This window comes from Modestobacter sp. VKM Ac-2986, from assembly GCF_026967795.1.
In the GTDB taxonomy this organism is placed as follows: Bacteria; Actinomycetota; Actinomycetes; order Mycobacteriales; family Geodermatophilaceae; genus Modestobacter.
The window spans coordinates 220,519-247,319 of record NZ_JAPVBH010000007.1; the positions used below are offsets into that span (position 1 = coordinate 220,519).

19 protein-coding genes and 1 pseudogene are annotated in these 26,801 nt (G+C 74.9%); 4 read left to right on the forward strand and 16 right to left on the reverse strand.

Annotated features, from left to right (window positions below; translation table 11 throughout):
* Positions 1-12 precede the first annotated feature (12 nt).
* A complete protein-coding gene (locus O2W14_RS18075; protein WP_269177511.1) occupies positions 13-1,743 on the reverse strand; it encodes a putative bifunctional diguanylate cyclase/phosphodiesterase in 1,731 nt (576 codons plus the stop codon).
* 286 nt (positions 1,744-2,029) lie between these two features.
* Here O2W14_RS18075 and O2W14_RS18080 point away from each other — a divergent pair, with 286 nt between their 5' ends.
* Together O2W14_RS18080 and O2W14_RS18085 are read left to right on the forward strand one after the other, a co-directional pair.
* Entirely contained in the window at positions 2,030-7,312 is a 5,283-nt protein-coding gene (locus O2W14_RS18080) for a DUF4011 domain-containing protein (RefSeq protein ID WP_269177512.1), read from the forward strand.
* An 84-nt stretch (positions 7,313-7,396) separates the two neighbouring features.
* Complete coding sequence (locus tag O2W14_RS18085) at positions 7,397-8,470, forward strand: DUF5925 domain-containing protein (RefSeq protein WP_269177513.1); 1,074 nt, start codon at positions 7,397-7,399, stop codon at positions 8,468-8,470.
* Positions 8,471-9,197: 727 nt separating this feature from the next.
* Here O2W14_RS18085 and O2W14_RS18090 read toward each other — a convergent pair.
* From O2W14_RS18090 to O2W14_RS18135, 10 genes are all read right to left on the reverse strand, one after another.
* Entirely contained in the window at positions 9,198-9,413 is a 216-nt protein-coding gene (locus tag O2W14_RS18090; RefSeq protein ID WP_269177514.1) for a hypothetical protein, read from the reverse strand.
* 406 nt (positions 9,414-9,819) lie between these two features.
* A complete protein-coding gene (locus tag O2W14_RS18095) occupies positions 9,820-11,025 on the reverse strand; it encodes an HNH endonuclease signature motif containing protein (protein ID WP_269177515.1) in 1,206 nt (401 codons plus the stop codon).
* A gap of 252 nt (positions 11,026-11,277) precedes the next feature.
* Positions 11,278-13,038 carry a putative bifunctional diguanylate cyclase/phosphodiesterase gene (locus tag O2W14_RS18100; RefSeq protein ID WP_269177516.1) on the reverse strand — a complete coding sequence of 587 codons (1,761 nt, stop codon included), beginning with the start codon at positions 13,036-13,038 and terminating at the stop codon, positions 11,278-11,280.
* Positions 13,039-13,248: 210 nt separating this feature from the next.
* Positions 13,249-15,003, reverse strand: a complete 1,755-nt coding sequence (locus O2W14_RS18105; RefSeq protein ID WP_269177517.1) for a bifunctional metallophosphatase/5'-nucleotidase — start codon at positions 15,001-15,003, stop codon at positions 13,249-13,251.
* A 102-nt stretch (positions 15,004-15,105) separates the two neighbouring features.
* The gene (locus O2W14_RS18110; protein ID WP_269177518.1) at positions 15,106-16,110 is read right to left on the reverse strand and encodes a GGDEF domain-containing protein; all 1,005 of its coding nucleotides are present in this window, start codon (positions 16,108-16,110) and stop codon (positions 15,106-15,108) included.
* A 197-nt stretch (positions 16,111-16,307) separates the two neighbouring features.
* Positions 16,308-18,137, reverse strand: coding sequence for a GmrSD restriction endonuclease domain-containing protein (locus O2W14_RS18115; RefSeq protein WP_269177519.1), 1,830 nt, complete (start codon positions 18,135-18,137; stop codon positions 16,308-16,310).
* A gap of 166 nt (positions 18,138-18,303) precedes the next feature.
* The gene (locus O2W14_RS18120) at positions 18,304-19,800 is read right to left on the reverse strand and encodes an amino acid permease (RefSeq protein WP_269177520.1); all 1,497 of its coding nucleotides are present in this window, start codon (positions 19,798-19,800) and stop codon (positions 18,304-18,306) included.
* Positions 19,801-20,124: 324 nt separating this feature from the next.
* Entirely contained in the window at positions 20,125-20,670 is a 546-nt protein-coding gene (locus tag O2W14_RS18125) for a hypothetical protein (protein WP_269177521.1), read from the reverse strand.
* A 216-nt stretch (positions 20,671-20,886) separates the two neighbouring features.
* Positions 20,887-21,759, reverse strand: a complete 873-nt coding sequence (locus O2W14_RS18130) for an alpha/beta hydrolase fold domain-containing protein (protein WP_269177522.1) — start codon at positions 21,757-21,759, stop codon at positions 20,887-20,889.
* A complete protein-coding gene (locus O2W14_RS18135; RefSeq protein ID WP_269177523.1) occupies positions 21,756-22,175 on the reverse strand; it encodes a VOC family protein in 420 nt (139 codons plus the stop codon). The genes O2W14_RS18130 and O2W14_RS18135 overlap by 4 nt, the downstream gene beginning before the upstream one ends.
* 207 nt (positions 22,176-22,382) lie before the next feature.
* On the opposite strand from O2W14_RS18135, the gene O2W14_RS18140 reads away from it, so the two are divergent.
* Entirely contained in the window at positions 22,383-23,306 is a 924-nt protein-coding gene (locus tag O2W14_RS18140; RefSeq protein ID WP_269177524.1) for a DUF4190 domain-containing protein, read from the forward strand.
* A gap of 99 nt (positions 23,307-23,405) precedes the next feature.
* Here O2W14_RS18140 and O2W14_RS18145 read toward each other — a convergent pair whose 3' ends face one another.
* The 5 genes and pseudogenes from O2W14_RS18145 to O2W14_RS20020 form a co-directional block, all read right to left on the reverse strand.
* A complete protein-coding gene (locus tag O2W14_RS18145; protein WP_269177525.1) occupies positions 23,406-23,978 on the reverse strand; it encodes a hypothetical protein in 573 nt (190 codons plus the stop codon).
* Between the two features lie 94 nt (positions 23,979-24,072).
* The gene (locus tag O2W14_RS18150) at positions 24,073-24,492 is read right to left on the reverse strand and encodes an MBL fold metallo-hydrolase (protein ID WP_269177526.1); all 420 of its coding nucleotides are present in this window, start codon (positions 24,490-24,492) and stop codon (positions 24,073-24,075) included.
* Positions 24,489-24,842: an MBL fold metallo-hydrolase gene (locus O2W14_RS18155; protein WP_269177527.1), complete on the reverse strand. Its 354-nt coding sequence runs from the start codon at positions 24,840-24,842 to the stop codon at positions 24,489-24,491. The genes O2W14_RS18150 and O2W14_RS18155 overlap by 4 nt, the downstream gene beginning before the upstream one ends.
* A complete protein-coding gene (locus O2W14_RS18160) occupies positions 24,839-25,009 on the reverse strand; it encodes a hypothetical protein (protein WP_269177528.1) in 171 nt (56 codons plus the stop codon). Before O2W14_RS18160 ends, O2W14_RS18155 begins: the two co-directional genes overlap by 4 nt.
* A gap of 44 nt (positions 25,010-25,053) precedes the next feature.
* Positions 25,054-25,662, reverse strand: a pseudogene (locus tag O2W14_RS20020) (alpha/beta hydrolase); the annotation flags it as partial.
* Positions 25,663-25,826: 164 nt separating this feature from the next.
* Here O2W14_RS20020 and O2W14_RS18165 point away from each other — a divergent pair.
* The gene (locus O2W14_RS18165) at positions 25,827-26,789 is read left to right on the forward strand and encodes a helix-turn-helix domain-containing protein (protein ID WP_269177529.1); all 963 of its coding nucleotides are present in this window, start codon (positions 25,827-25,829) and stop codon (positions 26,787-26,789) included.
* The last annotated feature ends 12 nt before the right edge of the window (positions 26,790-26,801 follow it).

A 26,801-nucleotide genomic window follows, 5' to 3' on the forward strand; every position in this document is an offset into this window, starting at 1 on the left:
CGGAGACGAGCATCACCGCGCGGGCGCCCCGGTGGCGGGGAGGACGGCGGACGAGGCGAGCAGCTCGGCGATCGGCACGGGACGGCCGTGGAACCAGCCCTGGGAGAAGGTGCAGCCGATGGCGGCCAGCACCTGCGCCTGCCCGGCGGTCTCGACGCCCTCGGCGGTGACGTCCAGGCCCAGCGCGCGGCACATCGCGGCCAGGCTGCCGACCATCTGCCGGCGGCGCGGCGAGGAGTCGATCGTGGCCACCAGCGAGCGGTCGAGCTTGATGACGTCGGCGGGCAGGGTGTCGAGCCGGCTGAGCGAGGAGTAGCCGGTGCCGAAGTCGTCGATGGCGACCTTGAGGCCGGTGGCGCGCAGCAGGTGCAGCGCCTCGACCGCGGTGGACGAGTCGGCCTCCACCAGCGTCTCGGTGACCTCCAGGACCAGGTGCTCGGCCGGGAAGCCGGTCTCGCGCAGCAGCGCCTGCAGCCGGGCCGGGTAGTGGGGGTCGGTCAGCTCGCGGCCGGAGACGTTGACGCCGACGGTGAGCTGCTCGCCCCGGGCGGTGCGCACGCCGGCCAGCTGCGCGCACGCCGTCCGGACGACGTGGGCGTCGAGCGCGGCGACCAGCCCGTTCTGCTCGGCGACGGCGATGAACTCCTCGGGCGGCACCGCGCCCAGCTCGGGGTGGGTCCACCGCGCGAGGGCCTCGACGCCGACGACCGTGCCGTCGGCGGTGTCGGCGATGGGCTGCACGTGCACGTGGACGTCGCCGGCGGTCAGGGCGGCGACGAGGTCGAGGGCCAGCTGGCAGGCGACGCCGCCGTCGAGCTCGCACCGGCCGCGCCCGGCGGCCTTGGCGTCGTAGAGCGCGCGGTCCGCGCGGCGCATCAGCTGGGCGGCGGTCTCGCCGGCCTGGTGCTCGGCGACCCCGCAGGACATGGAGATCTCCGGGTGCAGGGCGACGATCCGCCGCACCAGGGCCAGCCCCTCGGCCCCGCGGAGACCGGGCAGCAGCAGCGCGAACTCGTCCCCGCCCTGCCGGGCGAAGACCGCACCGGCCGGGAGCTCGTGCTGCCACACGTCGGCGACCCGGCACAGCACCTGGTCCCCGGCCTCGTGCCCGCGCGCGTCGTTGACCTGCTTGAAGTGGTCGAGGTCGAGCAGCACCGCCGACAGCCGCTCGCCGGTGCGCGCGGTGGTGGTGAGCAGCTCCTGCAGCGAGTCGTCGAACCCGCGCCGGTTGGCCAGGCCGGTGAGGGGGTCGCGGCTGGCGCTGGAGGCGCGGATGACCAGGCCGCGGGTGACCGTGCCCAGCGCGATGATGATCGGGGCCAGGGCCACGGCGATGAACGTGGGCACGTCGCCCTGCAGCACCAGCGCGGTGACCATCCCGCCCACGGCGAAGACCATGTGCGCCCAGGCGAGCGGGAGGCTGAAGAAGAAGCACGCGTCGACGGCGATGAACGACATCAGGGTCGCCGCGCCCACGGCGGTGGCCGGGTCGGGGCTGACCAGGATGGCGACGACGATCAGCGCCGACGCCGAGCCGACGGCCAGGTGGAAGGCGTTGCGGGGCCAGCGCGGGCCCCACCGGACGGCGATGCCGGCGCAGGTCAGCACGCTGGCCGACAGGGCCACCATGGCCCAGCGGAACCGCTCGGGGAACCCCGGGTCGAGGGCGGCCAGCAGGCCCGCGACCGCGGCGAAGACGTAGAACGTCGCCAGGGTGCGCGTCATCATGCGGGGAGTCGCCACCGCAGGTGCCGTCGACCAGCTCACCCCCCGATCATCGTCCTGCCCGACGACAGCTTGATCGCGCGTCACCGACGGCCTCCCCGGCTCACCCCCCTGAGTGGTGGGTTCGTGACACAGAGTGCCTGGAACGGCGGCTGCGGACCACCCGTCCCACCGGTCACAGGAGCACCCCCGGGTCCGGGTCCGCGCGGCGGGGTGCGGGTAGACAGGCACCATGGGCGCGCACCCCGGCCCCCCGCCGGTCCCGCACGGGGCAGCCGGCCGCACGGCCGTCACGGTCTCCGCCGTGCCCGTCGTCGGGGAGGCGCTGGCCCGGCTCGGTGCCCCGGTGGTCACCCGGCTGACGCTCACCGGCGGGGACCGTCCGCTGCGCGACGTCCGCGTCACCGTCGCGGTCACCACCGACGACGGTCCGCTGGGCGCCCCGGTCGAGCTGCGCTGCGACCTGGAGCCGGGCCGCACGGTCGCGCTGACCGACGTCCCGCTGCTGCTGGACGCCGGGGTGCTCGCCGCGCGCACCGCCCCCGGGATCGGCAGCGTCGAGGTGGTCGCCGAGTGCGACGGCGAGCTGGTCGGCCGGGCGGGCAGCCCGGTGACCGTGCTGGCCGCCGGTTCCTGGCTGGCCGCCCCCCTCCCGCTGGCGCTGGAGACGCTGGCCGCGCACGTGCTGCCCGACGACCCGGCCGTCGCCGCGCTGGTCGGTGCGGCCACCGACACCCTGTACTGGCGCACCGGCGACGCCTCGGTCGCCGGCGCGGCCAGCGCGGAGCGGGTCGACCAGACGGCGGCCGCGATCGTGGAGGCGATGCGCCGGCGCGGCATCCGGGCCGCCGCCCCCTCCCCCGACTGGACCACCCTCGCCCAGCCGGTGCGCACGCCGACGCAGGTGCTCGAGGACCGGATCGGCAGCAGCCTGGACACCGTCGTCGTGCTGGCCGCCGCCCTGGAGCACGCCGGCCTGCGGCCGCTGCTGTGGGTGTGCGCCGACCACGCCTTCCTCGGCTACCGGCGCACCGACCGCGACGCGGACACGACCGCCACCACCGAGGTGACCGGGCTGGCCGACCAGGTGCACCGCGGCGAGGTGCAGCTGGTCGAGACCACGATGCTCACCAGCCGCTCGGCGTCGGCCACCTTCGGGGACCTGCACCGCATCCCGGCCACCACCTGGCTGACCGGGGACCGGCACGGGGTCCTCGGGGTCACCGACGTGCACCGCGCCCGCGCCGACGGCGTGCACCCGCTGCCCACCCCCGGCCCGGACCGGCGGCCGACCACGCCATCGCCGCCGGCCGACCCGCTCGCCCTGCCCGACGGCGTCCGCGACGCACTGCTGGAGCTCGGCCCCGGGACCGTGTCCCTGGGCGTGCGGTCGCTGCGGCTGCCCGCGCTGGCCGACCTGCTGGCCGCCGGGACCGCGCTCACCCTGCTGCCCGCCGACCAGCTCGGCGCCGCCCAGCGCGCCCGGGGCATCCGCGCCGGCAGCGACCTGCCGCCCTACCAGCTGGCCGAGCTGCTGGAGCGGCACGCCGGCGTCTACACCGACCTGCCGCAGGTGGCCTACCTGCCGCGGCTGCGGGAGCTCACCGCCCGGGCCCGCGACGCCGTGGCGCGCACCGGCGCCGCCGAGCTGCACCTGGCCCTGGGGTCGGTGGCGTGGGAGCGGGAGGGCCGGGCGGTGCGGTCCCCGCTGCTGCTGGTGCCCGTCGTCCTCACGCCGGTGCCCGGCAGCGACGCGCACCGGGTGTCCGCAGCACCCGGGAGCGCGCCGGCCTGGAACGACTGCCTGCTCGCCGAGCTGCACGACCGGTTCGGCGTCGACGTGCCCGCCGACGGCGCGGTGCCCGACCTGGCCGCCGACCTCGGCGCGCTGCGCTCGGCCCTGGCGTCGGCGGGTCTCCCGCACCGGGTCGAGCCGACCGCCGACCTGGCCCTGGTGCCCGCCGCGGCGCTGCGCACCCGGGAGGACGCCGTCCGGGCGGTGGCCGGGCCGGGCCGCCCGCCGCTGGTCTCCACGTTGCTGCACCCGGCGCCGGGGTGGGCGCGCGACACCGAGCCGCCGACCGCCGGGACACCCGACCTCGAGGCGCTGGCGGACTCCCTCCCGCTGCCGGCCGACGGCTCGCAGCTGCGGACTGTCGCCGCGGCGCTGGCCGGGGAGACGACCGTGCTGTCCGCCGCCCCGGGCACCGGTGCGGTCCAGACGGTCGCCGCGCTGGCCGCGGCCGCCGTCGCCGGGAGCCGGCGGGTGCTGGTCGTCGCCGCACGCCCGGCTGCGCTGGCCGCCCTCGCCGACCGGCTCGGGACCGCCGGCCTGGCCGGGCGGGTGCAGGACCTCTCCGGCGCGGCTCCCCTCGGCCCGTCCCGGCCGGCCGCCGCCAGCGCCGCCGACCTGGGTGCCGCCCGCCGCGCCCTGGCCGCGCACGCCGCCCGGCTGCACACGCCGAACTCCGCCGGGCTGTCGCTGTACCGCGCGCACGGCGCCCTGCTGCACGGCGCGCCGGACGCCCCGGTGCTGCCGGTGCCGGAGACGTTCGTGGCCACCGCGTCGGTGCGGACCACCGCCGCCGTCCGCCGGGTGCTGGCCGGCCTGCCCGCGGTGGCCGACCCGACCCGGCCGCGCCCGGGGCACCCGTGGGGCTTCCTCGACGACCCGGAGCTGGACCCGGTGGTGCTGGCCGACGCGGTCGTCGCCGTCGACGCAGCACTCGCGCTGCTGCCCCCGGCCGGACCGCTGGCCCGGGTCGTCGCCGCCGCGGTGCAGCCCGAGGACCTCGACGCGGTGGTCACCGTGCTCTCCGGCGTCCCGGTGCCGCTGGTCGAGCTGGACCGCACGGGGCTCCCGGACTGGGCGGAGACGGTCGAGCAGCTGGTCGCCGAGGTCGCCGCGTTCGTCGCGCTCCCCCATCCCGGCCTGGACGTCGCCCTGCCCGAGGCGCTGGACCAGCCGCTGGTGGAGCTCGCCGAGTCCGCTCGCGCCGCGGCGTCGTCCGGCCGGATGGGGCGGGCCAAGCGGCTGGCGGCGGTCCGCGAGCTGATCGCCCCCGTGCTGGTGCCGGACGCGGTCGTCGACCCGGCGGAACTGCCCGAGCTCACGGCGTCGCTGCTGGAGGTGCAGACGGCGATGCGCGAGCTGGCCACCTACGCCGGGGACGTCGCCGGACTGCGCGTGCCGTGGTCGTGGAACCCGCTGCTGGACCCCGGGCTGGTGGACCGGCAGGTGGCCCGGCTGCGGGAGCTGCGGGCGGCGATGGACCGGTCGCGGCCCTTCACCCCGGCGCTGCGCCGCTACCTGGACACCGACCCGCCGCACGACCCGGCGTCGGCCGCGGCGGTGGCGGCGCTGCGCGACGCGCTGGCCGGGCTGCTCGCCGTGGTGCGCCCCACGCCGGAGCGGTGGGCGCAGTGGTGCGGCACCGGGTTCGTGCCGCGCTGGGAGACCACCCGGGACGAGCGCGCGATGGAGGAGTTCGGGCTGCCGTCGCTGGGGCGCTGGCGCGACCTGCTGCAGCAGCTGCGGCTGCTGGACGCCGCCGGGCTCGGTGAGCTGCGCGCCGCCCTGCTCACCGGCCAGATCGCCGCGGCCGACGCGGCGGCGGCCTTCGACCGGGGGCTGGCGGTGACCTCGCTGGCCGAGCGCTCCGCGGCGGCCGGCCCGGACGCCGGCGCCGACCTCGACGCCGCGGTGCGCGACCACCTCGCCGCTGCCTCCGCCCGGCGCGCCGCCGTCGTCCCCGGGGACGGCCAGGTGGTGCTGGCTTCGCCGGACGCCGTCGCCCGGCTGCTCCCGCCCGGTGCGGACGGCTTCGACCTGGTCGTCGTCGACGGCGGGCTCCCGGTCGTGGCCGGCCTGGGTGCGCTCAGCCGCGCCCGGACGGCGGTGGTGGTCGGCGACCCGCTGGCCGCATCGCCCGGCGACCTGACCACCGCGTGCCTGGCGGCGGGTGTGCCCCGCCGCGACCTGACCGTGCAGCACGCGAGCCGGGACGAGTCGCTGGTCGCCTTCGCGAACCGCACGTACCTGTCCGGGCTGCTGGCCACGCTCCCCTCCCCCACCGGCCCGGCCGTGTCGCTGCGCCGGGTGCCCGGTGCGGTGCTGCGCGCGGCCGGCGAGCTGCAGGGCACCAACCCGGCCGAGGCGCACGCCGTGGTCGCCGAGGTGCGCCGGCAGTCGGGCCGGTCGGTCACCGTGGTGACCCTCACCGAGCCGCAGCGCGCGCTGGTCGAGCAGCTGCTGCGCGACCACGTCGAGCCCGGGCAGGTCACCGTCGCCCCGGTCACCGACGTCCCGGCGGCCGAGGTCGTGCTGTTCTCCCTCGGCTGCGCCCCCGACGCGGACGGGCACCTGCCCGCGGAGTTCGGCCCGCTGAGCCGGCCCGGCGGCGAGCGGGTGCTGGCCGGGGCGGTGGCCCGCGCGAGCCGCGAGGTCGTCGTCTTCGCCTCCTTCGACCCGGTCCAGCTGCGGGACGACGCGACGGCGCTGACCGGCGTGCGGCACCTGCGCGCCTGGCTGGACGTGCTGACCGGGGCCGCGGCGCTGCCCCGGGGGCTGGCCGCACCGGACCCGCACCGCGAGGACGTCGCCGCCGGCCTGCGGGCGCGCGGGCTGGTGGTGCGCACCGACGTGGGGCTGTCGTCGTCCCGGCTGGACCTGATCGTGGCCGCGGCGGATGCCCCGGAGCGCCCGGTGCTGGCCGTGCTGCTGGACGGCCCCGCGTGGGCGGCGCAGCCGACGGTCGCCGACGGGCTGCCCGACGAGGCGCTGCGCGAGCGGCTGGGGTGGCCGGCGGTGGCGCGGGTGTGGCTGCCGGCGTGGCTGGCCGACCGCGAGGCCGTGCTCGACCGGCTGGTCGCGGCGGTCGAGGCGGTGCCCCCGGCCGTCCCCGCACCGGTCGAGGAGACCCCCCGGCCGGAGGCCCCGCACGTGCCCGTCCCGCCGCCCGCCCGCGTCCCGGCCCAGGCTCCGGCCCCGGCCGAGCCGGTGCGGACGACGGCGCGCCCGTCGGTGGGCCCGGCCGTGCTGCCCGGCGAGCGGCCGTTCGTGCCGTGGACGCCGTCGTCGTCGGGGGACCCGCGGGCGTTCCGCGAGCTGGCCGACCCGGAGGTGGCCGCGCAGGTGCGGCGGGTGCTGGTGGCGGGGATCGCGGCCGAGGGCCCGGTGCACCGCGACCGGCTGGTGCAGCTGACCGCCGCCGCGTTCGGGGTGGCCCGGGTCAACGCGGCCCGGACGGCGGAGGTGCTGGCGCTGCTGCCCGATCCCGAGGCGGAGTTCCGCTGGCCCGAGGGCGTGGACCCGGCGACGTGGACGGGCTTCCGCCGGCAGGCCGGTTTCGACGAGCGCCCGCTGGAGCACGTGGCGCCCGAGGAGCTGGGCAACGCGATGGTGGCGCTGTGCCGGGCGAGTGCGGGGATGACCCGCGACGAGCTGTTCGCCCGCACGCTGGCGGTGTTCGGCCACCCGCGCCGGCACCCGGTGCTGGTGCCGCACCTGGAGCGCGCCCTGGCCACGGCCGTGCGCGCCAGCCGGGTGACCCGCGAGCCCGCGGGCCCGCTCATCATCGCCGCCTGACGCTGCGTATCTCGCTGGTTCCTGTCGGTGGCCCGACGTACGGTCCACCGGCCTCGTCCACCCGACCTGCTCAGGAGACCTCCCGTGACGCTGCCCGTCGTGCCCCGGCTGTCCCTGGACTTCGTGGAGGACGTCGCGACCGCGCTGATGGTGCAGGTGCAGTGGAGCGGGGCGCTGCCGCACTACCGCTCGGAGTCGGTGCCCGGTGGGGTCGAGGACCTGGCGGCGCTGGTGCCCGAGGGCGCGGAGCTGCGGGTCGACCAGCGGTTCGACCACCACGCGACGCTGTGCGTGGAGCTGCCCGGCGTGCTTCTGGAGCTGGAGCGGCGGCGGGCGGTCACCCGGGTGCGGGCGGCCGGTGCGACGGCCGCCGGGGTGGAGGCCGTCGTCGCCGGGGTGGTCGCCGCGGCGCGGGCGGCGGTGGCGGTGCCCGAGGGCACGGTGCGGATGCGGTTCTGGTCGGCGTCCAAGGACGGCGACGGCTCGATGTCCTCCCGCGAGGTGAGCGCACCGGGCTGGTCGGAGGTGGCCGGCAACTACGCCGCGCGCACCGCGGCGCCGCTGGGCGCGCTGATGGCCATGCCGGACGTCGAGAGCCGGGCCGGGCGGCTGGTGCTGTGGCACGGCGAGCCCGGGACGGGGAAGACGACGGCGGCGCGGGCGCTGAGCCGGGAGTGGTCGGCCTGGTGCCAGACGCACTACGTGACCGACCCGGAGCGGCTGTTCGAGGACCCGGGCTACCTGCTGGAGGTCGCCGGCGTCGACGGCGACCGTGGGGACGACGACGACAAGCAGTGGCGGCTGGTGGTGGCTGAGGACTGCGACGAGTACCTGCGCACCGACGCGAAGCTGCGCGCCGGTGCGTCACTGGGCCGGCTGCTCAACCTGTGCGACGGCATCCTCGGCCACGGCCTGCGGGTGGTCGTGCTGCTGACCACCAACGAGGACGTCGGCAGCCTGCACCCGGCGATCACCCGCCCGGGCCGCTGCCTGAGCAAGGTGGAGTTCGCCCGGCTCACCCACCCGGAGGCGCAGGCGTGGCTGGGTGCCGCGGCGACCGCCCCGACCGGTGCCTCGACGCTGGCGGAGCTGTACGCGCTGCGCGAGGAGCGCGCCGACCTCACCGACCGCGCCCCCGACATCGGCGGCTACCTCTGACTGAGGCAGTCAAGACAACGATGGCCCGTTCCTCCAGTCAGGAACGGGCCGTCGGACGGGGTCAGCTCAGCGCACGCCCATGCTCCGGCGTGAGCGTTCCGCTCACCGCTGGCCTCACCCGCGACGAGCTGTTCGCCGCGCGTTGGCTCCGTTCGGCGACCCGCGCCGGCACCCGATCATGAGGCGTCCGGGCATGGCGTTGCGCGCATCGGGCGACCCACTCCCGCTGGCTGATCTCGTGCACGGGAGTGGTGCCCGGGACGACGCGTGGGATCAGTGAGGCGGACGCGCCGCTCGCCGTCCATCGACGCTGGGCCTGACCGCCGCGGACGGTTACGTTCCGGCCGTTGCGAGCCTTGGAGGGCCCTGTGCACGAGTTCAGCGATGACACCCGCAGTCTCCCCACCACGGAGAGCGCTCGACCGAGCCGGAGCGACGGGCAGTGGGTGGCCTTCGGGGTGGTCGGCGCCTTCGTACTGCTCTTCGTCGTCCTCGGTGCGGTCACCAGCGGACCTGGTGGCGGACTCGCCTTCCTCGGCGTCTTCGCGGTGCTCATCGGCGTCGCTGCACTGATCCGCGGCCGCGCGCGGTGGGCGTTCATCGGCTCGCGGAAGGTCGCCGGCGCAGTGGCAGCGACCGGGTTGGCCGCGCTCGTCGTCGGTGCCCTGGTCTCCCCGAGCGTCGCGACGCCCACCGCCGCGAGGCCGTTGAGCGACGCCAGGGCGAGTCAGCACCTCCCCAGGACGACCCCGTCGCCGGCACCGGCACCGGCGCCCTCACCCGCTCCGACGCCGACCGCTGCATCCAGTCCGGCGCCGCAGGCCAAGGCCAGTCCTGCGACGACCGCCCCTGCCGCCACGCCCACCACCACGAAGGCGGCGCCAAGCACGTCCAAGGCCGCACCGAAGCCGACGCCGGCACCCAGGGCGAGTTCGTCAGCCAAGCCTGCTCCCGCCCCGGCACCCAAGGTGAGTCCGTCGCCCAAGCTCGCACCGGCACCGGCACCGGCACCGGCACCGGCACCCGCACCAGCACCAGCACCAGCACCAGCACTCAAGGCGAGTCCGTCGCCCGCGCCGGCTCCGGCTCCCATCACGACGTCAGCACCGGCACCGGCACCGGCACCCGCACCCGCACCTGCACCCGCACCTGCACCCGCAGCCGGCGCGGTGACTCCAGGAGCCTTCTGCGCGACCGAGGGCGCACGGGGTCAGACGGTCAAGGGCACGCCGATGGTCTGCAGCACCAAGGCTGGCGACGACCGCGCGCGGTGGCGGTCAGCGTGACACCCGCGTACGACGGCTGACCGAGGAACTGCCGGCCACAGCCGAGCAGTGCGCACGCGAGCATCAGACCAGCACTACTGGACCGATCACGATCTCCGTGCCGTCGGGGCGGTAGGTGCGCCATCGGCCGTCCGGTGGTCGTTCGACCCGGAACCCGTGGTGGACCTTGGTGTGGTGGCGTTCGCAGAGCAGCGCCGAGTTGTCCAGGCTGGTGTCGCCGTGGTCGCGCAGCCACTCCAGTTGGTGGTGGACGTCGCACCAGTGGGTAGGCGCGGAGCACCCGGCGAAGACGCAGTGCCGGTCGCGACGTTCCACCGCCCGACGGATGTGCGCCGGGACCAGCCGCTTGGACCGTCCGACGTCCAGCGGCAGCCCGTCGGCGTCCAGCACCATCCGCGACACCTTGGCGTCGCAGGCCGCCCAGCGGGCCTGCGCCGCGGAGATCGTGGCGCCGAAGCCGGTCTCGGCGGCGTGCGGCCCGGCACTGGGGTCGAGCAGGTCCTCGATGCCGATGGTGACGACGAGGTGCGGCTTCTCCGACCGCAGGAACGGCAGGTCACCGCTGGCCAACTGGTTGTCGCACAGCTGCACCAGCGCGTCGGCGTTCTGCTGGGCGCGGGTGCGGGTGTCACCCTTCGGCCGGGCGGCCTGCACGATCGACTCGAGCGCTGCCTGCACCTTCTCGCCGCCGACCGCATCGAGGTCGAAGCGGCCGGACACGCTCCCGTCGGCGTGTTTGGCGATCAACAGCCGCCGCCCCTCGGTCGGGTCGGGCTCGGGGCCGTCCGGGTCGAGGGCTGCCAGGTAGATCGCGACGACCTCCGGCAGTCGGGCCGGTGAGTTGATGGCGGCCTCCGCCAGCGCCTCGTCGAACCCGCGCACGTCGACGTCCTGCGCCGCGGCCTGGGCCAGCCGCTCGGGCGTGGCCACCTGGGCCGCGACGGCGACCTGGTCAGGGGTGAGGGCGCCGGTGGCGAATCCGGCTGCGACGGCCGGCAGGTGCTCAAGCGCCCGACCGTGGGCCACCAGCCGGGACGCCGACGCGGGCGACAGCCGACCGTGCCCGCGCAGCCACGACTGCATGGTCTTGAGCCCGTCGTGCTCGGCGGCGCCGGTCTTGTCGCACTCGCGCACCGTGCGGGTGATCTCTGCGAGGAGAGCACTGTGCGCCTGCAACAGAGGGGCCAGCCGTTCGAGCAGTTGCGGCCCGAACACCGGGGTGAGGTCGTCGGCAGCCAGCGCCTCGAGAGCCGACTGCAGCTCGCCCATGACCCTCCCGCCTCGTTCGAACGTGTGTTCGATCCTATCGCCTAGACGGGGCGCAGACAAGCTGAAAGACCAGCTCAGAGCCGTGTTGCGGCCACCGGGTCAGCGGCGGCGCGCTGTAGGCGGAGGCGGCGCCACCTGCACCCGCTCAGCAGGCGCTGGTGACGAGCTCCGTCCGCATCAACACGGCGGCTGCCTGGCCACTCAGCCGTTCTCGAACGGGTCGCCGTCTGCGACCGACGTCGTCCGGACGGCTCAGCCGGCCTTGACGAGCGGGCGCGCCGCGAGGGTCGACGCCAGCTGGGCCAGCGGCATCGGACGGCCGTACAGCCAGCCCTGCCCGAAGGTGCAGCCGATGCCGCGCAGCAGTGCGTCGTGCTCGGCGGTCTCGACGCCCTCGGCGACCACGTCCATCCCGAGCGCCTGGGCGAGGTCGACGATGCTGCGCAGCATCTGCGCTCGGCGCACCGAGCTGGTGGTCGTGGCGATGAAGGAGGAGTCGACCTTCAGGACGTCGACCGGCAGCGTGTCGAGCCGGCTGAAGGAGGAGTAGCCGGTGCCGAAGTCGTCGAGGGCAACCCGGATGCCCAGCGCGCGCAGCGTGTGCAACGCGGCGACCGCGACCGCGGAGTCGGCCTCCAGCAGGCTCTCGGTCACCTCGAGCACGACCTCCCCGGCCGGCCAGCCGGTCTCGGCCAGGACGGCGGCCACCCGCGCGGGGTAACCGGGGTCGGACAGTTGCAGGCCGGAGACGTTCACGCCGAGGCGCAGCCGCCGTCCGGTGTCGCGGTGCAGGGCGGCCAGCTGGGTGCAGGCGGCGGTGAGCACCTGCTCGCCGAGTGCGCCGATCAGCCCGTGCCGCTCGGCGACGGCGATGAAGACGTCGGGTGCGACCGGTCCGCGCCGGGAGTGGGTCCAGCGGGCCAGGGCCTCGACGCCGACGACCGTGCCGGAGCACAGCTCGACGATCGGCTGGAGGTGCACCGCGAGCTCGCCGAAGGCCAGCGCCGACGCCAGGTCGCGGGCCAGCTCCTGGTCCGGGTCCGCGACGCCCTCGCTGTCGAGCTCGCACCGGCCACGGCCGGCGGCCTTGGCGGCGTAGAGCGCCTGGTCGGCGCGGCGCATGAGCTGGGCGGCGCCGTCCCCGACGCGGCGCTCGGCGACGCCGACCGACAGCCGGACGGCGGAGTGGTCGGCGCACAGCCGGCGCAGCAGCTCCAGCGCGGCCGGACCGGCGAACCCGGGCAGCAGCAGGGCGAACTCGTCGCCGCCGTGCCGGGCCAGCACGGCGCGGGGCGGCAGCGCACGGGTCCACTCGTCGGCGACCCGGCGGAGCACCTGGTCACCAGCCTCATGACCGCGGGTGTCGTTGATCGCCTTGAAGTGGTCGAGGTCCAGCAGCGCCGCGGACAGCGGCTCCCTGCTGCGAGACAGGTCGGCCAGCAGGTGCTGCAGGGCCTCGTCGAACCCGCGCCGGTTGGCCAGCCCGGTGAGGGGGTCGCGGCCGGCGTCGGCGGCGCGCAGCACGAGCACCCGGGTGGCGACGGCCAGCGCGACGATCACCGAGTCCAGGGCCAGCGCGGTGGCCAGGCTGACGTCGCCCTGCACGGTCAGCGCGATCGTGACCCCGGCCAGCCCGACGAGCACGTGCGCCGCGGCGACGTAGAGCGTGAACAGCAGGACGGCGTCCATGACGGTGAAGGCGACGAGCGCGGCCGCGGCGACCGCGGTACCGGCGTCCGGGGCCAGCAGGACGGCGATGTCGACGAGCAGGGCGGCTGAGCCGATCGGCAGGTGGAAGACGTTGCGGTCCCAGCGGCTGCCCCAGCGTGCGACGACGAGTGCGGACAGCAGCGCGCTGAGCGACATGCCGACCATGACCGTCCGCGCCGTCCCCTGCCCGTGCCCGCCCCAGGTGAGGAGCAGCCCCGCGACACCGCCGACCAGGTAGAAGGCGGCGACCATCGCGGCCATCGCGCGGGGCGTGGCGACCTCGGGTGCACGCAGCAGGTTCACCTGTCCGTGGTCGACACCGGCGCCGTCCTGCTTGACCGTCCTGACGTGGCCGCGAGCTCACCCACCCCGCTGGGGTGAGCCGCAGGACCCGTGGGTGGACCAGCGGCGCGAGCGCTGGACCCGCCGATGACGGTCCGCTGACGTACTGCACCCGCAGCGCCGCCGAGACGAGCTCGACGGCGCCGCGGGTGCGAGGTGGACCGGGTCGGGTCAGTCGAGCAGCGGCACACCGTTGCGGACGAGCTGCCAGTTCTCGGTGTAGAAGTCGGCCGGGTCGATGACGCCGCGCTCCTGCGCCCACTCGATGAGCAGCTGGCGGATCTCCAACTGCTCGTTGTAGACGACCGGCGCGGTGGAGATGGCGGGGAAGCCCCCGCCGCCCGAGCGCCGGTAGTTGTTCACCGCGACGACGAACCGGTCGTCGTCGGCCACGGGCACGCCGGCGATCTCGAGCCGGGTGACCCGGGAGCCCACGGGCCGGGACACGTCCAGGTCGTAGTCGACGCCGGAGAGCACGTCGTAGTTGTAGTCCGGGGTCCCGTTGGCGTTGGTGATCGTCCCGGGGTCGACGGCGCCGGTGGCCGGCACCTGGGTGAAGTAGCCCGCTGACCTCTCCAGGTAGGCGCGCACCTGCGCGCCACTGAGCTCGACGGCCTCGAGGGTGTTGTCGAAGACGTACAGCCCGGCGATGTCGCGGATGGTGACGTCCCCCTGCGGGAAGACCGCCTCGCGGCTGAACGGTGCGGCGATGGACAGCACCGGCAGGTCGGCCCGGTCGGTGCCGGCGAGCGCGGCGTCGACGGTCTCGGTCTGCACCTGCTGGATGAAGTCGAGGATCGGGGTGTCCTCGTATCGGCTGGTCAGCGTGGTCAGCTGCTCGGTGGAGGTCGCGACGACCTGGTTGACGTAGTCGACGGTCTCCTGGTGCGCGTCGGCGACGACCTCGAGGACCTCCGGGTCCTCCGGGAAGTCCTTCGTGCGCAGCGCGGTCGCGGTGGCCGAGGTGACGTCCCACTGACCGCGGGTCTTGGTCAGCGAGAAGTCGACCTGGCTGACGGTGGCACCCCAGCGGTACGGCTGGGTGAGCAGCACGTCCTCACCGGTGACCTCGTTGGTGACGACCTGCGAGGGTCGGTCGAGGTGCGTGTGGCCGACGACCATCGCGTCGATGCCGGGCACGGTGCGGGCGATGACGTCGGTGGGGTTCTCGGTCGGGACGGTGTCGGACGCGTAGGACGACGTCCCGCCGACGCCGGCGTGGGAGAGGACGACGACGACGTCGGCCTGCGCGTCGACGATCGGCACCCACCTCGCCGCGGTCTCGACCATGTCGCGGAACTCGACCCGGCCCTCGACGTTGCCCTTGTCCCAGATCGCGGAGCCCGGGGTGGTGAGGCCGAGGATGCCGACGGTGACCGGCTTGCTGCCGGGCACGTGCATCTGCTGGAGGGTGTAGGGCCGCAGGTACGGCTCACCCGTCGCCGCGTCGACGACGTTGGCGCCGAGGACCGGGTGGTCGACGTCGCCGACGTAGTCGGCCAGGGTGTCCAGCCCGTAGTTGAACTCGTGGTTGCCGACGACCTGGGCGTCGTAGCCGATCGCGTCGTAGGCCGCGGCCATCGGGTGCTCGCCCTCGCCGGACTGCTGGGCGGCGAGGTAGGTCAGCGGCGTGCCCTGCAGGAAGTCCCCGTTGTCGACGACGAAGACGCTGTCCTCGCCCTTCGCTGCGCGCACCGAGTCGATGGCCGAGGAGACCCGGGCCAGACCGGTGGTGTCGCCCGAGCGCTCGGTGTACGGGGCGTTGCGGAAGTAGTCCCAGTCCTGGACGCGGCCGTGCAGGTCGGTGGTGGCCAACATCGTCAGCTGCACCGGCTTCCCGCCCGGCGCGGCCGCGGCCGGTGCCGCCGAGCCGACGATCAGTGCCAGTGCCGCGACGCCGATGACGCCGGTCGTCCTCGTGTGCATGTGTCCCCCAGCTCCTCAGCCGACCCCCGGTGGGCCGACTGTGCGGTTGCTGAGCCACGGTAACGAAGACCACCGACGAGGTGACGCGGCGTCACGAGGTGTTCACGAGCCGGCCGGCTGCTGGGACGTGGTGCGGCCGGGCTCGTGCTCCTCGTCGAGAGCAGCGCGGCCACGGCCGCCGTCCTTGGCCGCGTAGAGGGCGCGGTCGGCCCGACGCATGAGCTGCGACCCGGTCTCCCCCGCCCGGTGCTCGGCCACGCCGCAGGACAGCCCGACACCGGGGTGCAGCGCGCTGACCCGGCGCACCAGAACCAGGGCCTCGTCGCCGCCCACACCGGGCAGCAGCAGCGAGAACTCGTCGCCACCGTGCCGGGCGAGGACGGCGTCGGCGGGCAGCTCGGCGCGCCAGACGTCGGCGACCGTGCAGAGCATGCGGTCCCCGGCCTGGTGCCCGGCGGTGTCGTTGATCTGCTTGAAGTGGTCCAGGTCCAGCAGCGCGGCGGACAGCTGGCCGCCGGTGCGGGCCACGCCGGTCATCAGCTCGTCGAGCGCCTCGTCGAAGCCGAGCCGGTTGTGCAGCCCGGTCAGCGGGTCACGGCTGGCGCCGGAGGCGCGGAGGACCAGCGCACGGGCCACGTAGGCCAGGGCGAAGACGATGACGTCCACGCCCAGGGCGGTGCGCGGGTCGACGTCGTCGCGGGCGAACAGTGCCGCGGTCACCAGGGTGAGGGCCACGGCCAGGTGCGTGACGGCCAGCGGGAGCTGGAAGAAGTAGCACGCATCGACCGAGACGAGGGTGATCAGCGCGGCGGCGAGGATGGCGGTCGGGCCGTCCGGTGCCGCGAGCACGGCGATGCTGATGAGCCCGGCCGCCAGCGCGACGGGCAGGTGGAAGAGGTCGCGGGGCCAGCGTGGTCCGAACCAGCCGACGACAGCAGCGGCGAGGAGCGCGGTGATGGCCAGTGCGAAGAGGACGGCTCGCCCGGCGCCGTCCGCCGCGCCCGAGGCGCCGAGCAGACCGGCGACCCCGCCGGCCAGGTAGAAGACGCTGAGGACGTTCGCCATGACGCGCGGGGACGCGACCGCAGGCGCCACCGTCTTGTCCACGGGACGATCATCGGCCCGCGGGCCCGGCTGCCACAGATCCGAGACCCGACAGTCGCACCAGCGCCACTCTTCTGAGGGACCGGTCACCGACCGTGGGCGGCGCCGACCGCTGACCTCGCTGGACGAGGCCCATCCGGATGTGGCGCACAGCACCACGCCTCCGCGTCCCGGGCGGCTCCGCCCGGGACGCTCGGCCGTCAGCGCCTGGGCTCGCAGCCGACCCCGTCACCGTCTCCGTCGAACTTCTTTTGCCAGCCCGGGTCTCCGTCACGGATGGGCGCCGCCCCGGCCGCCCGGACGGCGTCGCAGTTCGCGTACTGGACGTCGGCCGGCTCGGGCTCGGGCTCGGGCTCGGGCTCGGGCTCGGGAGCGGGAGCGGGAGCGGGGGCCGGCGCAGGCGCGGGCGCGGGTGCGGGGGCCGGCGCAGGCGCAGGGACGGGAACGGGGACGGGGGCCGGGACGGGCTTGGGAGCGGGCGCCGGCTGGGTGCTCGACCTGGGTGCAGCCGGGACGGGCTCCGGTGCAGCGGTCGTGGCGGGCGCAGCCGTCGTCCGTACCGGCACGTCCGCGACGACGCCGCCGGGCAGCGGCTCGTCCGGGCAGGCGCTGAGCACGGTGGCGATGGCGTTGTGCTCAGCCTGCGTCGTCCAGAGCCCATAGCTGACCTTGACCGCGACCTGCCGGGCGACGTAGGCGCAGCGGTAGCCCTTGTCCGGCGGCAGCCAGGTGGCGGCGTCACCGTCGCCCTTTTGCATGTTCAGCGGACCGTCGACGGCCAGCAGGTTGAGCGGGTCGTTGGCGAAGGCGGTGCGCCGGGCGGCGTCGAGGCCCTGCGCGCCGGTCTGCCAGGCGTTGGACAGCGCGACGACGTGGTCGATCTGCACGGCGGCGCTGGTGTCCTGGCCGCGGACGAAGCTGATGCCCTTCCCGGAGTACGGGTCGGCGAGCTGGCCGGTGAGCACGACGCAGTCGCGGGTGCCCGGCTTGAAGGTCTCCGCGGTCAGGTCGCGGGCCAGGACGTCGTTGCGGGTGTCGCAGCCGTTGCGGTCGACGTCGGCCCACGCGGCACCGAACTGGTCGCGGTCGTAGCCGGTCTTCGGCGCACGGCCCTTGACCGGGACGGCGGCCAGCGCGGCCAGCGCCGTGGTCGGCTGGGCGCTCGTGACGGCGGTCTGGGCCGCGGCGTCGCCGAGCAGCCCGGTCGTGACGTCGACGGAGGCCGCGGTGGCCGCCTCCTCGGTCTCCGTGAGCAGCAGCCGCGCCTCGGCGGCCATCGTGGCGGCCTCGGTGTCGAGACCGGGCGCGGTCACCTCTGCGCTGGGCGTCGCGGCGGCCACCGCGGGACTCGGAGCCGGAGCCGTGGCCAAGCTGGCCATCAGCGCGGCGACGCCCACGGCGGCGACCACCCCGCCGGCGCGACGGGAGGCGATGTGCGCCCAGCGGGCGCCCCCGCGCACGGCCGCGACGACCCCGACCACGAGGACCGCGAAGCCCAGCATCATGAGGGCGCCGGAGGACCCGCTGTCGGCAGCGCCGGCGACGACGAGGAGCAGGACGACGGCGGCGATGACGGCCAGCACGACCGGCGGGCGCCGGGTCGCAGGCGCCGTGTGGGCACTGGCGCCGACCGGCGGCAGCGGGTACTGCACCGTCGGCTGGTGCCCGGGCCCGGCCGGGACGCCGGTCGCCTCGCGGCGGAACGAGTCGAGCACGGCCATCGGGTCGGTGGCGCTGAACGGCAGCCGGACGTCCTTCGCCCGCACGACGGCGCCCGGCATGGCGGCCGCTGAGGCCTTCGTCGACGCACCCGCGGCGGTGAGACCGAAGTTGTCGACGTACAGGGTGGTCCCCCGACCGGCGGAGGTGTCGAGCACCAGGCGGAGGTACTTCGCGTCCCCGTCCGGTGCGACCACCGTGTAGCCGAGGGTCCTGGCGTGGTCGACCACCGACCGGACCGGGCTGGCCGGGTTCTTCTCCGCCCAGAGCGCCAGGCGCTCCTCGACGGCTGATGGACGTGGTGACGACATGCCGGGCCCCCGTTGGTCGAGCTGCGAACCGGCCCATCGTGTGCCGGTCCACGTCGTCGACCTGCGAGGACATGCGGGGCGGGCTGCACCGTGAAGTCATCCGCCCCACGCGCCCCCGCGGCACCACCGGGCGACGACCACAAGCCCTCGCCCGGCGGCGCTCGCGTCAGACCATCGGCGTCCGCGCCGGCTCGGCGGCCTCGTCGTCCGTCGTGCTGTGCAGGCCGCCGGTCATCGCGTACTCCTCCTCCGGGCTGAGCACGAGCCGGTGCCGGCCGAAGAGCGCGAAGCCGATCAGCCCGAGCACGAAGACGACGAGGATCGCGACGATCGCCGGGCGGTAGTCCTCGTTGGTCATGACCCCGATGAAGATCAGCGTCGCGATGACCCCGGCGAACACCGCACCCGGGACGCCGACCGGGCTCTTGTACGGGCGGTCGGCGGCGGGGAACTTCCGGCGCAGGAGGACGTAGCTGACCATCTGCAGCACGTAGGCGATGACCGCGCCCCAGACGGCGATGTTGAGCACGATGCTCCCCGCGGCGTCCCCGCCGAACTGGACGGCGAGCAGGGCGACGAAGCCGATGACCGCGCCGACGAGCAGGGCCGCCCACGGGGTCTTGCGGGTGCCGGTGACCGACAGCGCCTTCGGGTAGTAGCCGGCGCGGGAGAGCGAGTAGATATTGCGGCCGTAGGCGTACATGATTCCCTGCAGCGACGCGAGCAGCCCGATCAGCGCAAACGCGGACAGGACGGCCGCGACGTCGCTGTTGGGCAGGATCGCGCGGAACCCGTCGAGCAGCGGCTCCCCCGACTCCCCGATCGCGGCGGACCCGGTGACGGCGGGGTTGAGGACGACGACGACCGCGCCGGACGCGATGAGCGTGAGCATCCCGCGCATGCCGGCCTTGGGGATGTCGCGGGCCGGGGTGTGCGCCTCCTCGGCGGTGAGCGGCAGCTCCTCGATGCCGAGGAACAGCCACATCGCGAACGGCAGGGCCAGCACGACCTGCCACCAGCCGAACGGCAGGAACGTCGAGTTGCCCGGCTCGGGCTCGATGTCGAAGAGGCTGCCGAAGTCCAGCGCCCCGGAGAACAGCGCCATGACGCCGAAGACGGCGATCACGCCGAGGGACAGGACGGCGACGACGGTGGCGACCTTGAACGACAGCTCGGCGCCGGAGACGTTCACCGCCAGGAAGACGGCGTAGAGGATGACCCACCAGATCCAGGCGGGCATCGACAGCCCGAACAGCTCGTCGGTGATGGCGTCGGCGTAAGTGGCGGAGAAGTAGACGACGACGCCGGTGGTGGCGACGTACTCGATGGTCTCGGCCAGGCCGGTGATGAAGCCGCCCCACGGCCCCATCGCGGCGCGGGCGAAGGAGTAGGCACCGCCGGTGTGCGGCATCGCGGCCGACATCTCGCTGATGCTGGCGATCATCGCCAGGTACATCGCGGTGACGATGACGCAGGCGACCGCGAACCCGCCCCACCCCGCACCGGCGATGCCGTAGTTCCAGCCGGAGAAGTCACCGGAGATGACGGCGGCGACGCCCATCCCCCACAGTCCCCAGAACCCGGCGGTGCGGCTGAGGCCCCGCTTCTCGAAGTAGCCGTCGTCGGCAGCGGCGTAGGTGACGCCGCTCCTGGCACTGGTCATGGCGCTCTCCCTGGTCAGCGACTCGTGGCCGCGGACGCTAGGGATGCGCCGTCCTGCTCGGGTGTCAGCTGTGCGACGCCGGTGGAACGTCTCCGTGTCGGGCGATGCACGCCACGATCCGCCGGGTTGCGGCGCGATCCTCCGGCGTCGAGGGCGCGTGGACGGCTCCTCCTGGCTCCCTGAGGATCACGGCGCTCGTACCCGACCAACCGCGCGACGTCAGGGCGGATGAGGGCGACGCGGTAGATCAGCTCAGCCGTCGTGCCTGGTTGTGGTGCCCGCCCACCGATGCGGTGTGCGCGTCCACCCGCCGCCGTCCCCCGCTCATCGACCGAGACCGTGATGCCGCTCCGCGCAGTCGACGCACACCCCGCGGTACCCGGCGAACTCCTCGGGCGGGTGCGGCTCCCGGCAGACGGGGCACCAGCGGAAGGAGCGCCGGCGAGCACGGGCGATCTCGTCGGCTGCCTGCGCCAGCCACTCCGGGGCACACAGCAGGTCGTCCCGGCTGAACACGCGGCCCGCGTCCTCGGCGTCGAGGAGCCCACCTGCGGGGACCGCGCCGAGCACGACCATCCCGCCCCCGACCCCGAGCGCGACCTGAGCGGGGCGTCCGCTGACGAACCAGGTCAGCCCGCTGTGCGCCTCGTCCGCTCGCCGCCAGCCCGTGCCCACCGCTCGGACGACGTCCTCGTACTGGACACCGACGAGGTCGGCGAGCTCCTGCTCGTCGGTGGTCGGGTCGTCGGGAGACCCCCACTCGTGCGCACAGGCCCGGCAACGGAACTCCGCCTGGCCTTCCACCACCACGCACCCACTGAGCACGACCAGTCCGCGCTCAGCGGCCCGGACCAGCTCGGGGTCCGGCATGCCAGGGACGAAGCGGACGGCGTCCTCCACCCCACACGCCGGACACACCTGTCCGCGGACCACCCCGATCTCGCCCACCCGTACCTCCTGCTGAGACCGCCCCCGTGACCGTGCGCCGCGACGCTGCCACGGGGGTCCGACAGTCCCGGCCACGCGGCGACGCCGGTCGGACTGTGGTCGTACCGGCCACGCCGTCCCGTCCGGCGCGCCCGCGGCTCAGCCGGCGATGCGCTGCACGATGCGCCGGGTCGTCGCCCGCCCCTCCGGTGTCGGCGTCAGCGGGTAGACGTGGACGGCGCCCTCGCAGACCTCCGCGTGCCCGAGGACGCCGGCCGCCCTGGCCCGCTCGATGAGCAGCTGACCGTCGGGCAGGCCGATCTCGTGCGTGCCGACGTACACGTCGATCGGCGCGAGCCCGGCCAGCTCCCCGTTGCCCGGGCTGAGCCGCGGCTGCGTCGGGTCGCCACCACCGGCCCAGGCCTCCCCCGCGACCCGCAGCCCCACGCTGGACAGCCACGGGTCGTGGGCCTCGACGGCCGGGAGGTCGGGGTGGCCGAGCGTCAGGTCCAACCACGGGGACAGCAGCACGATGCGCGTGGGTTGCGGCAGGCGGGCGTCGGGCAGCGTCTGCGCCAGGCCGAGCGCGAGCCCACCACCGGCGGAGTCACCGGCGATCGTCACGTCGTCCGCGTCGTCTAGCAGTTGGCGGTGGACCTCGGTGACGAACGGATACGCGTCCCGGTGGGTGTGCTGCGGGGCGAGCCCGTAGTGCGGCACCTCGACGCGGACGCCGGCGTCGGCGAGCGCGCCGATGAGCGACCAGTGCTGCGGGGCGATGGCGCTGACGTAGGAGCCGCCGTGCACGTAGAGGACGGCGCGCTGCGGCGTCCGCCCGCGCGGCAGGACTGTGTGCACCTCGAAGCCGTCGACGTCGCGGGTGCGGACGTCGTGCCGTTCCGCCAGCCGGGCCGGCGGCTCGGTGCTGCCCTTCGGGGCGGCGAGCCGCTTGCGGGCCCGGACGACGGTGGCCATCCGCGGCTTGAAGGCCAGCCGCATGGCGACCTCGAGCGCACGCATCTGCAGGCTCATGCCGTCACGTCCTCGGCTCCGGCACCGGACCTCCGCCACACCTGGCCCTGGGCCGCCGATCGGTCAGCAGGGATCTGCTGGTGCGCCCAGCCGTTGCCGTCGGGGTCCGACAGCGAGGCGTAGAGCACCCCGCCGCCGACGTCGACGACCTCGCTGACCTCGACGCCCCGGCCGACGAGCTCGGCGCGGGCCTGCTCGATGTCTGCGACGACGAGGTGCAGCCCACGGACCGGACCGGGCGGGACCACGTAGACCGGCAGCCCGGTGCCGAAGCCGACCGAGCAGGCCGAGCCGGGCGGTGTCAGCTGCACGAACCTGAACCCGTCGCCCGGACGCAGGTCGAGGTCGACGGTGAAGCCGAGCCCGTCGGCGTAGAAGGCCTTGGCCCGGTCGACGTCCGCCACGGGGATCGGCACGAGCTCGAGCCTCATGTCCACCCGCCGCACCCTGCCACGTCACCGGCCTCGGGTGACCACCCGCGGATCGGCCGAACACCTGGATCCCACTGGTGCCCCACCTCCCTCGATCGGATACATCACGCCGATTCGGCTCAAGACGGACGATCGAGGTTCGATACCTACCGGGATGCCGGCGTCAGCTCGGCCCGTGACCGTAGGAGCACGATGTCCCACCCGTACCAGCCCCAGACGACCCCGCCGATCCCCGGCGGCCAGCCCGCCTACGGCCCTCCCCCCGGTCAGTACTCGAACGAGATGCCGCCCGCGGGCTACCCGCAGTACGGGGCCCAGCCGCCCGCGCCGCGCAAGGGCTCCGGGCTCGCCGTCGCGTCGCTGGTGCTCGGCATCCTCGCGCTGGTCCTGTGCTGGGTGCCCATCATCAACAACGTCGCCGCGGTCCTCGCCGTCGTCGGGCTCGGCCTGGGCATCCCTGCGCTGATCTCCGCCCGCCGGGGCAAGCGGACCGGCTTCGGCCTCGCGCTGTCCGGCGTCATCCTCTCGGTCGTCGCGATCGTCGGGGTCCTGGTCACGCAGGCCCTGTACAGCTCCGTGATCGACGAGGTCACCGACGAGCTCAACTCGTCCATGGGGTCGACCCCGAACGCCCTCGCCCCGGAGGTCGCGCCGGTCGAGGCGCCGGTCGCCGAGGAGGCGGACGCGCCTGCGGCCACCGACGCGGTCCTGCCCCTCGGGCAGACCGGTGAGCTGGGCGAGTACACGGTGACCGTGGACTCGGTCACGCAGGACGCGAACGACGTCATCGCTGGCGAGAACTCGTTCAACGAGCCGCCGACCGGCCAGTACGTCCTCGTCGACCTCACCGTCACCTACAACGGGACCGATGAGGGCGACCCGTGGCTCGACCTCTCGACCAACTTCGTCGGGACCGACGCGCGCAAGTACGACACCACCAGCTGCATGGCGGTGGTCCCGAACGAGGCGTCCAGCGTCCCGACCCTGCTCGCCGGCGGCACGGCGTCCTACCAGGTCTGCATGGACCTGCCGCCGGCCGCGATCGCCGGTGGCCAGGTCGAGGTATCGGAGAGCTTCTCCTTCGACGACACCGCCCTGGTCTGGGCTATCCAGTAGGTCCCGCTCATCCAGCGGCCCGTGTCCCCCTGGGACACGGGCCGCTGTGCTGTCCAGACCCTGCCGCCGGATCGTGCCCTCGTCATGAGTTGGGCAGCCTCAGGGACGAGGTGTCCGATCCCGGTCGTCGACACCGCAGAGCGCCCAGAAGTGGCTCCGCCGCGCTCCGTGCTGCCCCTCACCCGGGACCCGGCTGAGCGCGCGGTCGAGGCGGGACCACAGTGCCGGGTCCGCCAGCAGCCGCGGCAGGTCCTCGACCCCCAGGACGCCGTGCGTGACGAGGGTCCGCGCGAAGCGCAGTGCGGCGTCCGCCTTGGTCACGCCGCCGCGGGTCGACGTCCGCTGCCTGTTCTGCGCAGCAGCTTCCAGCGCCTGCTCGTCCGGGAAGCGGGTGAGCAGGCGCGGCAGCGGGTGGCTGTCGGCCTCAGGCCGGGAGTCCGCGAGCAGCGGCCCCGTCGCAGCCGACGTCAGGACCCGGTGCACCAGCGGTACGACGACCCTGTCGTGGTCGGCGCCCACGCTCCACACGGCGTCGAGGACGCAGGCGGACAGGCTGGTCCACCGCTCGACCGGCGTCGGGACCGGCGGCCGCTCGGTGTCGGCGATGCGCCGGACGTGGTCCGGTTCAGCCTCGACGTCGTCGTCGAAGAGTGACGGTGGCACAGGCTCCACGCGCGCTTCCCTCCCTCGGCGTCGCCGGTTCGGGCGATCCGGCCCAGCCTGCCAAACGAGCCGGCGGGTCCGCGGCTGCCACACCCGTAGACCGCTACGCCGTCCCGACCTCGACCGGCTCCCCCATCGGCAGCCAGCGGAACCGACGCCGGACGTCGTCCGGTGCTCGCGCCAGCTCACGCTCGACCGCGGCGCGGCCCTGCACGAAGTGGCTCCAGCCCTCGAAGTGCACCGGGACGACGATCGGGGCGTCGAGCCGCGCGGCCAGCCGGGCCGCCTGCCGGCCGGTCATCGAGTACCGCAGCGGCCCGGTGACCGGGAACCGCACCCCGCCCAGGTGCAGGACGGCGACGTCGACGTGCAGCCGCTCGGCGACCTCGCGCAACCCGCGGAACAGCACGGTGTCGCCGGAGATCCACAGCGAGCCGCCGTCCCAGCGCAGCGCGAAGCCGACGACGTCCCCGGCGACCGGACGGCTCAACGGCGGACCGTGCCGCGCGGGGGTGGCAGTCACCTCGACGTCCGGGCGCCCGGGGCGGTGAGCACCGTCGACTCCCCCGGTCGCAGCCCGCGGGCGCCCAGCCGCCGTCCGCCGGACGCCGTCGTCACGACCACCGGCACCGAGGGGAGGAGCGCGCGCCCGGCGTCGTCCAGGTTGTCGGCGTGGTGGTCGTGGGTGAGCAGGACGGCGTCGACCGGGAGCAGTTCGGCCGGCTGCAGCGCGGGGCCGGCGACCTTGCGCGAGCCGGTGCCCCAGCCGAACCGGTAGCGCCGTCCGGGCGGGTCGAAGGTCGGGTCGGTGAGGATCCGCCAGCCGGCGACCTCGACGAGCAGGGTGGGCCCGCCGACGTGGGTGAGCCTCACTGCGCACCGGTGACCGGCCGCACCCCCGTCGTGTGGGCGAGCGCCCAGTCGAACACTTCGTCGGCGATCCGCTCCCAGCCCGGCGAGGCCGGCAGCAGGTGCGGGTAGCCGGCCTCCTCGCGGACCTCGGTGACCGTGTCGCCCTTGAGTGCGCGGCGTTCGAGCACTGCACGGACGGCGGCATGATGTGGTCCTCACTGCCGGAGACGAACAGCAGCGGCGGGCGGTTCGGGTTCTTGTAGTCGACGTGGGCGTCCTGCGGGCCGGGCATCAGGTTGGCCAGCACGCCGCTCCAGATGATGTTGCCCGGCGCCGGGATGGCGTAGCGCTGGTACAGCCGCCGCGACTCGTCGTCGTCGAAGGTGTTGGTGAACGCGTAGTGCCACTGCTCCTCGCTGAGCGGGACGGCGCGGTGCCGGTTGGCCGGGTTCTTGAACGCCGTCCACGTCGAGCGCAGCTGCGACAGCGGCAGAACGCGGACGCCCTCGGTGGGCGCGGAGTTGAGCGCGACGCCGACGGCGCCGTATCCGCGGTCGAGCAGCAGCTGGGTGATCGCGCCGCCGGCCGAGTGCCCTATGAGGATCGGCGAGCTGTCGAGCTCGCTGATGACGGCGGCGTAGTGGTCGACGATCTGCGGCAGCGTCACCTCGGCGACCGGCGTCGGGTCGGCGTTGAGCGCCTCGACCTCCACCTCGAAGCCCGGGTAGGCGGGGGTGAGCACGCGGAAGCCGCGGGCCTCGTAGTGGCTCTTCCAGTGCTCCCAGCTGCGCGGGGTCACCCAGAAGCCGTGGATGAGGACGATGGTGTCGGGGGCGGTCATGGCGGTCTCCTCACTGCCGGGGCTGCGGATGGCAGGGACCCTGGCAGCGGGCGCCGGGCCCGGATCGGCTGTGCGTGCACGCCTGTGGTCTGTGCGTGCCGGAAGCGCTTCCCCGGTGTTTGCGCTTCTGCCACGCTCGACGGCGACACCACCGGGAGTCGCCGATGCTGTTGCTGGACACGCGCACCGTGCCCCGCGCCGAGCGGGCCGAGGCCTTCCGCGCCGCCATGCTGGAGGCTTCCCTCCCCTGCCGCGTCGAGCAGCGCACCCCGCCCGAGCGCATGCACGCCCGGATGCACCTCGTGCCGCTGGGCCGGACGGCAGTGTTCACCACCGACGCGACGCCGTTCGGGCTGGTGCGCACGCCGCGGCACGTGCAGCAGGAGGGGCCGGACGTCGTCGCGATCGCCTACCAGGCGGCCGGGTGCGGCGAGTACGCGCAGCTGGGCCACGAGCAGCTGGTGCAGGGCCGGGACCTCATGCTGGTCGACCTGACGGCGCCGTACGCGTTCGGCTGCGCGGTGGGCGGTGGGTCGCGGTCGGTGATGGTGCCGCACGAGCAGCTGGCGTTGCTGGTGGACGTCATCCGGCGTGCCGTCCCGCGGCTGCGCGCCAGCCCGCTGCACGACCTGGTGCGCACGCACCTGGCGGAGGTGTGCGGCCGGGCCGAGGAGCTCGCGGACGACGCCGGCGCTCTCGCCCTCGGGACGGCGACGGCGGAGTTGGTGCGGGCGCTGATCGTGTCGGCCGCCGGTGGGGTGCGGGACCGCGGGGCGGTGCGGGAGGAGACGCTGCTGACCCGGGTGCGGACCTACGTCGGCCAGCACCTCACCGACCCGGCGCTGACGCCCGCGACCATCGCCGCGGCGCACAACGTGTCGCTGCGGCAGCTGTACCGGCTCTTCAGCGATGCGGGGGTGAGCCTGGAACAGGAGGTGATCGGACAGCGGTTGGAGCTGGCCCGAGCACAGCTAGTCTCCCCCGTCGGCCGCCGGCGGTCGATCGCCGCCACTGCGCGGGCGTGCGGCTTCCTCGACGCCAGCCACTTCACCCGCCGGTTTCGCCGGGCCTACGGCATAAGCCCACGGGACTGCCAGAGGATCCGCTCTCCCGGACACCCCTCATAAGCGCGCCTGCGA

What these genes read in the sequence shown, in the direction of transcription:
- O2W14_RS18120 (WP_269177520.1), bottom strand. Translation starts at nt 19,800, where the DNA reads ATGACCAGTGCCAGGAGCGGCGTCACCTACGCCGCTGCCGACGACGGC.
- O2W14_RS18105 (WP_269177517.1), bottom strand. Translation starts at nt 15,003, where the DNA reads ATGCACACGAGGACGACCGGCGTCATCGGCGTCGCGGCACTGGCACTG.
- O2W14_RS18125 (WP_269177521.1), bottom strand. Translation starts at nt 20,670, where the DNA reads ATGCCGGACCCCGAGCTGGTCCGGGCCGCTGAGCGCGGACTGGTCGTG.
- O2W14_RS18130 (WP_269177522.1), bottom strand. Translation starts at nt 21,759, where the DNA reads ATGAGCCTGCAGATGCGTGCGCTCGAGGTCGCCATGCGGCTGGCCTTC.
- O2W14_RS18115 (WP_269177519.1), bottom strand. Translation starts at nt 18,137, where the DNA reads ATGTCGTCACCACGTCCATCAGCCGTCGAGGAGCGCCTGGCGCTCTGG.
- O2W14_RS18140 (WP_269177524.1), top strand. Translation starts at nt 22,383, where the DNA reads ATGTCCCACCCGTACCAGCCCCAGACGACCCCGCCGATCCCCGGCGGC.
- O2W14_RS18095 (WP_269177515.1), bottom strand. Translation starts at nt 11,025, where the DNA reads ATGGGCGAGCTGCAGTCGGCTCTCGAGGCGCTGGCTGCCGACGACCTC.
- O2W14_RS18165 (WP_269177529.1), top strand. Translation starts at nt 25,827, where the DNA reads ATGCTGTTGCTGGACACGCGCACCGTGCCCCGCGCCGAGCGGGCCGAG.